Origin of the sequence: Bacillus sp. FF-1 (genome assembly GCF_028548245.1) — a bacterium.
GTDB classification, from domain to species: domain Bacteria; phylum Bacillota; class Bacilli; order Bacillales; family Bacillaceae_G; genus Bacillus_A; species Bacillus_A paranthracis.
The window spans coordinates 26,244-39,631 of the sequence record NZ_JAQQGG010000012.1; the positions used below are offsets into that span (position 1 = coordinate 26,244).

A 13,388-nucleotide genomic window follows, 5' to 3' on the forward strand; every position below is an offset into this window, starting at 1 on the left:
ATCTTTCCCCCCTTACTTCAATCTAATTCTTGGATCAACAAACGCATATACAATATCTGCTAAGAAATTAGCCATAATTGTTAAACACGAAAGAAACATCGTAAAGGCCATTAATACTGTATAATCACGGAAGTTTAATGCTTCTAATTGAATACTCCCGATTCCTGGCCAGTTAAAAATCTGTTCAATAATAATAGCTCCTGAAAATAAACCTGGTAATTCAAAAGCGAGTAATGTAATTGCTGGCAAAATTGCATTTTTCAATGCATGTTTATAAATAACGCTTCTTTCTTTTAAGCCTTTTGCACGAGCAGTACGAATATAATCTTGTCTAATAACATCCAACATGCCGGTTCTAAAATATCGTGTTAACGATCCTACACCAAGAAGCGTTAAAATAAATACAGGTAGAATCATATGACGTAATACTTCTAATATGTATGCTATCCCTGTTGAGTTACTCCCGATATCAATCATGCCACCAATAGGTAATAACTTTAAATCAACTGCTAATAATTTTATTAAAAATAGTCCGATAAAGAATGATGGAAATGACATTGCTGCAAAGACACCGATTGTTACCAATCTATCAAACCAAGAGTGCTGCTTTGTTGCAGAAATAACCCCAATAATAAGAGCAATAATCCAAGTGAAAAATAAAGCTGCAACAGCAACAATAAATGTATTCCAAATGAATTTATTAAGTAATGAAGTTACTGGTTCTTGGTACTGTAAAGAAAATCCAAAATCACCATGCAACGCATTCACTAACCAATGAAAATACCTTTCAATAATTGGTTTGTTTAAGCCGTATAATTCCCTTAATTCTTGGGCTCTCTCTGGTGTTAACTTCGGATTTGAATCGATATAATCTCCCGGCAAAAGTGCAAATAAGAAAAAAATAATAATAGATGTACCAAACAATGTAGGGATCATTTGAAGGAACCTACGAATGATATATGTTTTCACCTTTTGTCTCCCCAATCCTATTTACTTAAAAATAGAAGAACATTTTTTCAAAACAGCTACCATTCCATTGCTGTGTGAAAAAACGTCTTCTATTATTTAGGTCAACCCTTATTGTTCAATAGATAACACTGGTAAGTTGGAACTGATGCTATCGTACTTTTCTGGATCAATTCCTTTTATACGTGCATTATGAGCATAAAGTAGTTTACGATAATTTAATAAAATAACTGGTGGATCATCACTTAACTCTTTATACAGTTCTTTATAAATTGCTTTACGTTTTTCAATATCTGTCGTCCCTATGCCTTTTACAATCAAGTCATCTACTTTCGGATTACTATAACCCGTATCACTTTTTGGATTAGTCGATAAGTAATCACTTACAACTTCACTTGGATCACTAATTCCTGGTGTTGAAACTGCCGCTAAATCGTAGTCACCTTTCCCTACTTTTGAAAGCATCGTATTAAAGTCCATCAACTCTGGATTTAATTCAACACCTATTTCTTTGTAACTTTCTTTTGCAATTGGAATAAAGATATCATTTGTTTTACCTGTATTTGATGCGTAGTATGTTAATTTTAATTTTTGACCATCTTTTTCACGAACCCCGTCAGAACCTACCTTCCAACCAGCCTCATCTAATAATTTTTTAGCCTTTTCTACGTCGTGTGGATATTTATTAATACCTTCTTCTGTATATGCCCATGAAACTGGCGCAATTGGTACGTTAGCAACAGATCCATATCCTTGTAAAGCTGTATCCACATACTTCTTACGGTCTAATCCATAAGTAAGTGCTTGACGTACCTTTTTATCTTTCAAATACGATTTCTTATTATTTACATAGATATAAGCAATGTCACTTGATGATTCAAGATTAATGTTTGCAAACTCTAATCCTTTTAATTGGTCTATATTCTCAGGATTTGCTCTAAATCCACTATAGTCCAGTTCACCGGTTTGGAATAATTGGAATCCAGTATCACCTGATGTGATTTTGTAAATAAAGTTTTGGATTTTTGGTTTACCTGCATAATAATGTTCGTTAGCAACAAAGCGTACTTCTTGACCTGGAACATATTTTTCAAATTTATATGGACCCGCCGCAATTGGTTGCCCATATAATGCTTTTAAATAGTCTAAACTTGTATTTTGTTTATAATCTTTTCCATAATAAGCTTTTGATAGCACTGGACCACCTAAATTAATTAGCGCCTGTGAATTAACTTTTTCAGTTGTAATTTTAATTGTTTGTGGATCAATAACTTGAATTCCTTCAATAGAAGTTGCTTTTCCTTCTTTATATTCTTTTCCACCTTTAACAGCATACTGAGCAATGTCCATTCCACCTTCATACGCTTTATCATGAAGTAGTGTTAATGTAAATGCTACGTCCTCAGCCGTTAAAGGCGAACCATCACTAAATTTTAGATTTTTACGTAAATGGAATGTATATGTTAACTGATCAGCAGAAATATCCCATTTTTCTGCAAGGTCCGGAATGGGTTTACTTTGTTTGTCTGTTGTTACTAGTGATGCAAAAATTACAGACGTTACATTTCCATCCCAACCATTCTCTTGGAAATATGGAAGGAAAACTCCCCCTGGCTTAGAAATGGCCGTAATAAAAGTATCCTTTCGCTGATTTGCTTTCTCTGGACTTTTCTTTTTATCTGTAGCTGGAATTGATTCAATCTTAGCGTCTTTTAAGTCTTGTTTTTTTACCGGTTCTGTAGAAGCAGTATCTTCCTGTCCCCCACAAGCAGATAACACAAGCGAACTACTCAGTAATACCGAAAATACACCAGCCCATTTTTTTGTCTTTTTCTTCATTGTCCCCACCCTAACTTTTTAATAGTGATACCCTTTGAACTTATTACCTTATGTATGCCTCCCACAGCAACATTTATAGCCAATCGGAAAAGTCGGTTTTAATCGTAAAAAAATAGATGTTTTTGAGGGGTAACAATCCTATTCCGACCTTTCCGGTAGACTTTATGGTTATTAGCTTATATCTTCCGTTATATTTTGTCAATTCTTTCTAAATAAATATTTTTAAAATTTTTCAAAAATTATTATTCTATCTTTAATTTAGGTAAACTTAACAAGATACCGTTATAGTTATCTTCTTGCAATCCTTGAATGCGCGCATGATGTGCAGACACAACCTTGCTATTATTTAAGAAGATTACAGGTGGATCTTCACTTAACTCCTGGTACAACTTTTTATAAATTTCTTTTCGTTTTTCAATATCTAATGTTTCTAGTGCCTGCTTCGCTAATTCATCTACTTTCGGATTATGGTATCCATCATAGTTTCGTTTACTTGTTGAAACAAACTCTTCAACCGTTCTTTTTTATTTCGTATTAAAAAATTAAAAATTCACTTCTATTCGTTCCGTATGAAACATAGAATACTAATAACCAATTACCAAAAAGGGGGCGAAAACATGGACAACCTATTCCAATACGTCCTTCACTACGTATTATTAACAATTATGATAGTCGGGGCGCTATTACTATTCCCGTTCTTCCCAAAGTTCGTCCTCTTTTTAGCTTTTTTTATGATGCTCGGGATCGCTATTATCATTTCAACAAGGGAAGATACGACACAAAAAGAAAACAGAGTTCAGCGTGTAAAGCTGTAACTCTGTTTTTTTGTTTTCAATCATGCTTTGCCGTTACACATACTTATGTCTCGGGAAATAATTAACCGATCTAAAAAGCTCCTAATACGATTTATGTTTCACAATCTATGCAAGTTACGAAACAAAGATTTATCAAATTTACTGTTTCACGTGAAACACAACTTTTATTTATCTCTTAAAGCAAAACAGCAGTATAAAAAAGCGAATCCCTTCAGTAAAACTAAAAAGCGAATCCCTTCAGTAAAACTGAAAGGGATTCGCTTTTTAGTTTTCACTCCACAATATTCTCTAACTCATTATATAACTCCGCTCGTAACAACTCTTTCTTCGTTTTTTCTTCATACAATTGTTCAAGCATTTCAACATCAACTACTTGTTCCATCTTACACTCAAGCGTATATATATCTTCTTCAACATGCATTAACTCGGTTTCAATCTCCTCAATATTCCTAACTTCTTTCTTTTTTACAGGGACTGTTTCAATATTTTTTCTTCCTTGGTGTTGCTGCTTTATCACTTGCGTCTCGAGCTTTTCCTCCCACTTTTGACGCGCCCATGCATAGTTCCCTGCAAACTCAAATAATTTACGCTCATCAATCCAATACGTCTTTTCAAATAACTTATTTAAAAAATAACGATCATGTGAAACAGCTAAAATCGTTCCATTATATTGTTCAAGAGCTTCCTCTAAAACTTCTCTTGATTCAATGTCGAGATGATTTGTCGGCTCATCTAAAATTAAAAAATTGATATCTTGATACATAAGTTGTGCAAGTCTTAACCTCATTTTTTCTCCACCGCTCAGTTGCGTTACTTTCTTAAACACCGCTGGACCATAAAATAAGAACTTAGCTAATATATGTCTCGCTTCTCCCTCTGTTACAGCTACACATTCCCTGAAAGCCTCCAATACATTACTCTTCATATTTCCGTACGCATGCTGGGATAAATAACCGATTTTCACACTACTTCCAATTCGAATTTCTCCAGCATCTGGTTCTATTTCTTCTAATAATAACTTTAATAGCGTTGTCTTTCCTGTACCATTACGACCAACGATAGCCGCACGCTCTTGAAAACGAACATGTAAATTTGCTTCGTTAAATAAAAGATGTTCTGCAAATCCTTTACTCACTTCTTTCATTACAACAACATCTTTTCCACTTCTCTCTTGCCCTTCAAACTGAAGTCCCATTTGTTTTCGTTCTAAAATAGGTTTCTTTAGTTTCTCCATACGTTCCAGTGCACGTTCCATACTTCTCGCTCTCTTATGCAATCCTTCATTCGGAGGATTCGCCTGATTTGCCCATTCACGCAGTCGCTTAATTGCTTCTTTCATTTTCTTTATTTTCTTTTGCTGTTCTTGATAAGCCTGAAACTCCTGAAGCAACCTTTCTTCCTTCTCTTCAACAAACCGAGAATAGTTTGTATGATACACGTGAATCTCTCCATCTTCTAAATCAAAAATCTTCGTTACAACTTCATCAAGGAAATAGCGATCATGTGAAATAACCATAAGTGTTCCGTTGTATTCTTTTAAAAATTGCTCTAACCATTCGACTGCAAATAAATCTAAATGATTGGTTGGTTCATCTAATAAAAGTAAATCTGGTTTCTGCAACAGCATGTATGCAAGGCTTACTTTTGTTTGCTCCCCACCACTTATCTCCACAAATGATCGTGGGAATAGTTCTGTCACCTGTAAACCATTTGCTACCTTCATAATGTTCGCTTCGATTTCATAACCACCAAGAAACGCAAACTTTTCTTGGATGATTCCGTATCTCTCCATTAATTTTTGTAAAACAGAAGTTTCCTGTTCTTCCGCCATATGTTTTTCTAAAGTACGCATTTCTCTTTCTAATTCCTTTTCTATTTTAAAAGCGGAACTCAATACTTCATATACAGTCATACTCTCATCAAATTTCGGAATTTGTGCCACATGACCAATACGTGTACCTTTCTTCATATGAATGGCTCCTGCATCCAAACTTTCCATTCCAGTTAAAAGCTGAAAGATTGTTGTCTTCCCACTACCGTTACGACCAACTAATCCAACACGTTCACCATTCTTTATTTCAAGCGATATATTTTCAAATATGATGTTTCCACCAAAAGATTTCGTTACATTATTTACACTACAAATTGTCATTTTCCGTACTCCTTTCAATATAAAAAACCATAGGAAAGAAACATTCCCCATGGTTTTCGGCATAGAAAAAGGAAGCTAAATAGCTCCCTTTTCACACGTTTATTAAAAATGGGTGAAGAGATTTCTATCGTTCTATAGCTACTATGCAATTGTTAAAAAAGGACAGACGTATCCCGTTAACAACTACATCATGAAAAATCGCACGACAAAAATAGATAAAATCTAAAAATTTGGCACGTGCAGCTAAAGAACGTTTCATCTCATTCACCTCTTTCGTACGGAATTTAATACTTACTTCTTTATTATACTTTCCCATTTCATGTTTGAATAGTCATTTTTCTGAAAATAATGAAGATAGACTAAACATTTCAATAAGTGACATCAAATCTTACAAAACTGTTATGTTCACGTAATGGAAAGCGATAGTACGAAAAGATGCCTCCCTATACAATAAAGATGTAAACAAGAGAGACAACAAAAGGAGGAAACAATCATGATGAAAGAAATCGTAAAAGCAATCTTTGAGGTATTAGTGAACGGACAAGCAGTTGTAAAAGAACTAAATGAACTATAAAAAGGAGTGAAAGAATATGATGAACATGGTAAAAATGATTTTACACGCTCTAGTTGATGCAAAAGCAGTTAGCCAAGAATTAAACCAACAATAAAAAGGGGTATGTGAATATGAAGAAAGCCATTTTTGTAATCGCAAGTACAGCAATTGCCTTATACACAATAAAAAATAGAGAAAAGAAGTATAATAAAAACAATCTATATTATCCATACACATTATTAAAGAAAAAATAAAAGACAAGGTACCCTATCTTAATGAGGATATCTTGTCTTTTATTTTTTATATTCCCTTTAAAGGATTTTCTTCTCCTTATCCCGAATGTATTAAGCGGGATTTTTACACATATTTTAAAGGGGCATATATACAAATGGATACACAACAACTATACTTTTTAAACGATATTGGCAAACAAAAACCAGAAAGCATCCGGAATAGAAGCGCTGCATGTCCTTTTTGTGACAGAGAAAGTTTAACGGATATTTTAGCAATTGAGGGCTCAATTATTTGGCTAAAAAACAAATTTCCTACATTAAAAGATACATTTCAAACGGTGCTAATCGAAACAGATAATTGTGAAGACCATATTGCGACATATACAGAAGAACATATGAAATCGCTAATTCGTTTCTCCATTAAACATTGGTTAGATTTACAGAAGAATGAAGAATTCACATCTGTAATTTTATACAAAAATCATGGTCCATTCTCAGGTGGAAGTTTGCATCATGCACACATGCAGATTATTGGAATGAAATATGTAAACTACCTCGATAACGTAGAACACGACAACTTCCAAGGCGTAATTGTTCAAAAGAACGAACACATTGAACTCAATATCTCAGATCGTCCTATTATCGGTTTTACTGAATTTAATATCATTATCGAAGATATTGGATGCATAGATGAACTAGCAACTTATATTCAGCAAACTGTACGTTACATACTGACAGATTTCCATAAAGGATGTAGTAGTTATAACTTATTCTTCTATTACTTAAACGGAAAAATCATTTGTAAAGTTGTTCCTAGATTTGTCGTTTCACCGTTATATGTAGGATATAAAATACCGCAAGTTTCCACCAAACTAGAAGACGTAAAAATACAACTAGCAGCGTATTTCACAAAACAAAACGACGCGATTATCCACAAAAAAATAGAGTAGGTATCAAAAACCTACTCTTTAATTACACCTTTATTTCGATAGTACACATCTTCTAATCCGATGTTATACTTCATATTATTATCCGTCCACTCTGGCCCTAAATTCCCTGGCCATCCAGATGTATTTGCTATATATTTTAATAATGCAAAATCCGTCAAACCTTTTTGCACCCCGCGCTTATATCCTTTCATTAAATGCGGCATTGCAATTTGCGCATTTGTACGTGGATCTTTCAGCTCGTCATCCGTTAAATGATCCGGTGCAAGTCCACCACCGCGATGCAATTGAAACAATCCGAATGAAGTTCCGTTATCTCCAACACTTCTTGGATTTAATCGACTTTCATGTTCGGCAATTGTAAGAGGTATCCATTCTGGAAGATTGACTTTCTTTGCTTCCTCTATAATAATTTGTTTCATCTGTTTTGCTTCTTCTGAGTCAACATAGCTTGTCTCATTTACTAATTTGCCCATTCCTTCAGACTTTCCTTGGAAGTATAAGTACACCCCAAGAACAACTAAAAATCCTACAAAGAATTTCTTCACTACCTCTACCTCTTTCTCCGCTGAAATTTGTCCCCTTTCAGCCTTCTTCCCTTTACAATTACCCACATTCTATCATTCTCTTACTCTTTTATCATAGCAAATAACTATACATATTATCATCATGCTTTAGACCGATTTTGTGAAAAAACAGCTGGTAAATACGTGAAAAAATGTAACTTTCATAGACTGAAACATATTTTTTGTATATAATTGTAAACTGAATTCTAAATATAAACTAGGAGAATAATAATATGAAAAAATGGTTGCTACTCTTATTTAGTTTACTACTATTAATTCCTGTCCCTATTTCCGCACAAAAAAACGAAAATCCAAAAGTCCTTATTTTATACAGTTCGAGCGATGATCAAATTACAAGTGATACCCAAATACTTAATACACAAGTAGGACATTTTACTAATAACATAACAATAAAAAACATAAAACAGTTAGCTGAAATAACTGATAAATCTTCATATACACATGTTATTTACATAGGTGAAAAACAAGAAGAACTTCCCACTGAAACAAAAGAATTTCTAGAAAATTTCTCAGGACCACTACTCGTTTTAGGTCAAAATATAGAACAATTATCCAAACGTTTTTCATTTATTATACTTAAAAATGAAGATATAAACTCTGATACAATTGAATATCCAACACGTAAACTAAAGAATACATTAGAGGACGAACGATCCATTAAAAACCTTGATACAAATGGAACAATTCTTGCCAATGCTTTAAAAGGAAATACTACTTACCCATTAATTGTACAACAAAATAATTCTTATTATGTTGCAACTTCTAACCTCTTTGATTGGATATCTTATTATATTGGCGAAAGCCTATTTTCTTACTTTGAACAAAAGCCAACGAAAAATAAAGTGGAAGCTTATTTACGTCTTGAAGACGTTCATCCAGCCGCAGATATAAATCAATTAAAAGAAATTGCTGAATTATTAAAAGAGAAAAAGATGCCATACATGATCACTGTTATTCCTGTATATACGGATCCAGAAACAGGTAAAACACTACATTTAAAAGATAAACCCGAACTAGTCGATCTTTTACGCTCTATGCAAGATGATGGTGCAGCAATTATTATGCATGGTTATACTCACCAATTTTATGATAGTGAAACTGGTGAAGGTTTTGAATTTTGGGACGTAAAAACAGACCAACCAATTCGTCAACCGAAGCATGAAAAACCAAAAACAAAAGATGATTTCCCTAATATAGAGGCATATAATACATACGTAAAAAAAGGGGAAGAATTTGAAGAAAAATATACGACTGATCATATTGAAAAAGGCATTCAAGAACTTGTAGATGCCAAACTGTATCCGGTCGCATTTGAAGCACCTCATTACACGATGTCTCAAAAAGGATATGAAATATTATCAAGATACTTTTCAACTTATGTAGGACAACTACAGTTAAGTGACACAACTTGGAAATCTATGCACTCTCCGGCATACAGAAGTACACCATCATTTTTACATGGCATGAAATTAATGCCTGAAACAGTTGGATTTATCGAAGAAGATAAACCACACGCTATTGCTAAAATGAAAGCAAATGCTGTATCTGTTGCCAAATTATCCGATGGAGTTATTGGTGCATTCTATCATCCTTACTTAGGTGTAAAACCATTAAAAGAAGTACTAAAGGATCTAGAAAGTATTCCAAATATAGAATGGATTGATTTACAAAAAGAAACAAATGAAGTGAAAATGAAAGATATTCATATCACTACTAATAAAGACGGCATTCACGTTGAAAAACCAACAAGCGCAAGTGACATAATAGATTATATAAAACAATATGGATTCTTCCTTATACTCGGTTTCCTCGTCATTGTCTTTCTCTTATTATTAAGACGTGCGAAAAAATTAGAATCCTAATACAAAACCACCAAGCAAAATGCTTGGTGGTTTTTTTAACTTAAACCAAAACGTGGCATATTATTAATAACCCATTGATTATGTTCATAAATAAATTCAACTTCTATTTCTCTATAATAAGAAGGGCTAAAATAACAATTCTATCCTTTCAAATAAAATTGAATCGTATTTTCATATATCGTTTCTGCAACCTTATCAACAGCTACGTTTTTTATAACACTAATTTCCTTTAATACCTCTCGAATCATTCTCGGATGTGTCATAACACCCTCTTGAAATTCCCACGGTCCATCTGTTTCTACCATCATATATTCAAGAGGATAATACGAAACAATTTTTCTAATCTTCTCCTTATGTAAAACATCTGGCGTGATAGAAATGTAATAACCATTCCTCATCATCCGTTTCATTGTTGTTTCACTTCCTTTAAACCAATGAAAGTGTGCACGTGAAACTTTATATTTCTCCAGTAAATCACATACAATATCAGCGTCTTCATACACTGCATGTAATATAATTGGTAAATCATATTTACTAGCTAGTTCAACAAACCGTTGTAACACTGATATATACGAATTGATAGCAATGCGCTCATCTTCTTTTCTTAAATAATACGGTAAGCCAACTTCACCAATCGCAACTATATCATCTACATGCTCTTCAATTAATTTATAAATTTGCTCACATTCTTCTTTATGAATCGGTTGCTCCGGATGAAAACCTATTGCTGGATGTACAAAAGGATATAGTTTTGCTAAAGATAAAGTTTCTTTACATGATTGATAATTCATAGATACTGCAATAAGCCCATTTATCTCTTTACTATGCTCCACATCTTTAAGTAATTTACTTTTCTCTTCATCCTTATATTGGTCAACATGTATATGACTATCAATCCACTTCACCTTTATTCCCCCATAAAAAAACAAGAAAGGATCTCCTTTCTTGTTTTATCATCTATGTTATTTAACAATTAAGTTTGTTATGATATCAAATAATCCAATACATACTACGGCAACAGTAAAGTAGCTACAGAAATCTTTAATTGGAAACTTCACTACTTCTTCTTTACGCATCCCATTCTTCTCCCTTCTTACTATATCCCTAATTATTTTTATCTATTTGTATCTATTATGCAAAAAATATGACAAATTTACTATCGAATTAACTTACGTAAACCTTACAATGTTGTAAGGTTTATAAAAAAGGCCCCATCTACATACAGATGAGGGCTATTAAAAAGTAGTTGGTTTTTCATTCTTCATTACATTACAAACAGAAAGTAATATAGTGAGACTTTCTAATTACACTATATGAAATTCAATAGCTTTTAACTATCGAATTACATTACAGAAGACTTACATGTTTGTAAGCTAGGTGTAATGTAATTCGATAGTTTCCCTTATCAATATTTCGTACAATAAATTTAGAAAGTAAGCCAAATAAGAAGAACACTCACATAACCAAATTGCATTGTTAGTAGCCACTCTTCTTATACCTTTCACTCATGCTACTACAATGTACCCCCTTCCCCTTTATATAATAAAAAAAGCCTTGGTCCATATGGACCAAGGCTTTTTCACATACACTAAAATACCCCTACCTAGTATTTTTATTTTCGACAAAAAATAGGTGGGGGTATAATCCGCTATCTCATCGCTAAAAGTTTACTCTTTGCATTAATAGGAATATTTACAGCTTCAATTTCTTCAATCGACTCGCCGTAGCGTCCTTTTGCGTACACCTTTAATGTTTCATCTCTCTTTAACATATGCTTAACAGTCTTCTTTATTTTTTGTTCTCTTCCACGTTCGTCAAATGCAATAAATTCATATTCATACCACTCATCGCCAATATGCTGACCAATTGTATTCACAACCGTATAGTATTCTTTCGTCTTATAAAATGGATTATATTTATCGATAACCGGTCCAAGTTTCGTAGGTAGTAACATTATTACTATGACTATCATCGCTATTATAGTAGTGATCATTTTTTTCTTCATAATAAACATTCCTCCTCTGCAGGATATATATACATCCATTTTAAAAAGAAGGAATACAATCTACTATTGAATCTCATTACATTACACTTACATTTTTGTAAGAATTAAAAAAAGGTGAACGAATTTACTCGTTCACCTTTTAGCTCGCTTTAAAGCCCCCACCAAGTACATCACGTACATCATGGATAACGACGAAAGCATCGTCATCTACTCGACTAATAACTTGCTTTAACTTAACAAGCTCTTGTTTATTAATAACAACATATAAAACTTCTTTATTTTTACCAGTATATCCGCCGCGCCCTTCTAATACAGTAACGCCGCGTGTCATGTTTTTCGTAATAGCCTCACGTATTAACTCTGGTTGATTTGAAATAATTGTAACAGCCGTTTTTGTGTCCATTCCTTCTACAATGAAATCAATTACTTTCGCTCCGATGAATACTGCAACAAGTGTGTACATCGCTTTTTCTTGCCCTATTATAAATACGGAACCAGCAATTACAACGATATCAATAATAAGTACACCTTTACCGACGCTCCAACCTAAATATTGATTTGCTAACCGTGCTAAAATTGCCGATCCCCCTGATGTACCTCCAGCTTTGAACATACAGCCTAATCCGATACCCACAAATACACCAGCAAATAGTGCCGCTAATAAAGTATCACTATTTACATGATACTCAATATGTTCCGTAACATATAAAAACAAAGATGTTTCTACAATCCCTAAAATTGTATAAACCATCGTTTTCTTATCAAAAAATTTATAACCAACAGCTAGTAAAATTGCATTTATAGCAAAGTTCACAACCCCTGGTGACCAATCAAATAAGTAGTACGTAACAACCGTTAAACCAATAATTCCACCTTCCGATAAACGGTTTGGAATTGCAAAGTAATTAATACCAATTGCGAATAATAATGAACCAATTGTAATTAGTGTTATTTCCTTTATACGTTGATTAACCATAGTTCATACCCTCCCCCCATTTGACATTGTATCACTATCTCCTAGAGGTTTAGAAGTTGTTTTTATTCCGCATTTTACCTCTTAAACCTTGAGATATTATGTTTAAACAAAGGGGTGATTAATTATTCACATTTGTTCTCACTGCACGGACAAATCGCTCCACATTCCCTTTCTGAATATGCTTAGCTCTAACCGTTTCATGATTACAAGTAAACTCAAAGTACGGATGACAATCTATGCTATCTATATGCAAATATGAGTACTCTTTAAATATTGAAGGGTAGTGCAGAAATTCCCCGTAAAACAGGAGACGTCTAGTAGTGGCAACAAAAATCCCATGTTGATAACATAATGTAAAATTATCCTTCTCAAAAATCCCTACCACAAAGGCTAAAATCTTTTCGTTATTCTCTAGATACTTTTTCATACTTAATAAAAGTTCATTCATGCATA

Annotated in this window: 13 protein-coding genes and 1 pseudogene; 4 read left to right on the forward strand and 10 right to left on the reverse strand. The window is 33.4% G+C overall.

Annotated elements, in window-relative coordinates:
- Positions 1-12 precede the first annotated feature (12 nt).
- The 3 genes and pseudogenes from PQF83_RS26275 to PQF83_RS26285 all read right to left on the reverse strand — a co-directional run.
- Positions 13-969, reverse strand: coding sequence for an ABC transporter permease (locus PQF83_RS26275; RefSeq protein ID WP_000860690.1), 957 nt, complete (start codon positions 967-969; stop codon positions 13-15).
- Between the two features lie 108 nt (positions 970-1,077).
- Positions 1,078-2,805 carry an ABC transporter substrate-binding protein gene (locus PQF83_RS26280; RefSeq protein WP_000730667.1) on the reverse strand — a complete coding sequence of 576 codons (1,728 nt, stop codon included), beginning with the start codon at positions 2,803-2,805 and terminating at the stop codon, positions 1,078-1,080.
- A 242-nt stretch (positions 2,806-3,047) separates the two neighbouring features.
- Positions 3,048-3,323, reverse strand: a pseudogene (locus PQF83_RS26285) (ABC transporter substrate-binding protein); the annotation flags it as partial.
- 99 nt (positions 3,324-3,422) lie between these two features.
- On the opposite strand from PQF83_RS26285, the gene PQF83_RS26290 reads away from it, so the two are divergent.
- Positions 3,423-3,620 carry a hypothetical protein gene (locus tag PQF83_RS26290; RefSeq protein WP_000369262.1) on the forward strand — a complete coding sequence of 66 codons (198 nt, stop codon included), beginning with the start codon at positions 3,423-3,425 and terminating at the stop codon, positions 3,618-3,620.
- Between the two features lie 271 nt (positions 3,621-3,891).
- On the opposite strand, the gene abc-f is transcribed toward PQF83_RS26290, so the two are convergent.
- Complete coding sequence (gene abc-f, locus PQF83_RS26295) at positions 3,892-5,772, reverse strand: ribosomal protection-like ABC-F family protein (RefSeq protein WP_000150910.1); 1,881 nt, start codon at positions 5,770-5,772, stop codon at positions 3,892-3,894.
- 124 nt (positions 5,773-5,896) lie between these two features.
- Positions 5,897-6,031, reverse strand: a complete 135-nt coding sequence (locus tag PQF83_RS26300) for an RAxF-45 family protein (RefSeq protein ID WP_000830642.1) — start codon at positions 6,029-6,031, stop codon at positions 5,897-5,899.
- A 419-nt stretch (positions 6,032-6,450) separates the two neighbouring features.
- Here PQF83_RS26300 and PQF83_RS26305 point away from each other — a divergent pair, with 419 nt between their 5' ends.
- Positions 6,451-6,579 (forward strand): hypothetical protein, encoded by a 129-nt coding sequence (locus PQF83_RS26305; RefSeq protein ID WP_025991723.1) that lies wholly within the window; start codon positions 6,451-6,453, stop codon positions 6,577-6,579.
- A 134-nt stretch (positions 6,580-6,713) separates the two neighbouring features.
- Positions 6,714-7,508 (forward strand): DUF4931 domain-containing protein, encoded by a 795-nt coding sequence (locus tag PQF83_RS26310; protein ID WP_000381055.1) that lies wholly within the window; start codon positions 6,714-6,716, stop codon positions 7,506-7,508.
- 11 nt (positions 7,509-7,519) lie between these two features.
- Here PQF83_RS26310 and PQF83_RS26315 read toward each other — a convergent pair whose 3' ends face one another.
- The gene (locus PQF83_RS26315; RefSeq protein ID WP_000713259.1) at positions 7,520-8,053 is read right to left on the reverse strand and encodes a transglycosylase SLT domain-containing protein; all 534 of its coding nucleotides are present in this window, start codon (positions 8,051-8,053) and stop codon (positions 7,520-7,522) included.
- A 251-nt stretch (positions 8,054-8,304) separates the two neighbouring features.
- On the opposite strand from PQF83_RS26315, the gene PQF83_RS26320 reads away from it, so the two are divergent.
- Positions 8,305-9,954: a DUF2334 domain-containing protein gene (locus PQF83_RS26320; RefSeq protein ID WP_000759019.1), complete on the forward strand. Its 1,650-nt coding sequence runs from the start codon at positions 8,305-8,307 to the stop codon at positions 9,952-9,954.
- A 140-nt stretch (positions 9,955-10,094) separates the two neighbouring features.
- Here the strand turns inward: PQF83_RS26320 and PQF83_RS26325 are convergent, their stop codons facing one another.
- The 4 genes from PQF83_RS26325 to PQF83_RS26340 form a co-directional block, all read right to left on the reverse strand.
- Positions 10,095-10,859, reverse strand: coding sequence for a TatD family hydrolase (locus tag PQF83_RS26325; protein WP_033672009.1), 765 nt, complete (start codon positions 10,857-10,859; stop codon positions 10,095-10,097).
- Between the two features lie 743 nt (positions 10,860-11,602).
- Positions 11,603-11,959, reverse strand: a complete 357-nt coding sequence (locus PQF83_RS26330; protein WP_000728419.1) for a YxeA family protein — start codon at positions 11,957-11,959, stop codon at positions 11,603-11,605.
- A gap of 139 nt (positions 11,960-12,098) precedes the next feature.
- The gene (locus PQF83_RS26335; RefSeq protein ID WP_000248051.1) at positions 12,099-12,935 is read right to left on the reverse strand and encodes a YitT family protein; all 837 of its coding nucleotides are present in this window, start codon (positions 12,933-12,935) and stop codon (positions 12,099-12,101) included.
- A 118-nt stretch (positions 12,936-13,053) separates the two neighbouring features.
- Positions 13,054-13,383, reverse strand: a complete 330-nt coding sequence (locus PQF83_RS26340; protein WP_001004218.1) for a PH domain-containing protein — start codon at positions 13,381-13,383, stop codon at positions 13,054-13,056.
- Positions 13,384-13,388 lie beyond the last annotated feature (5 nt).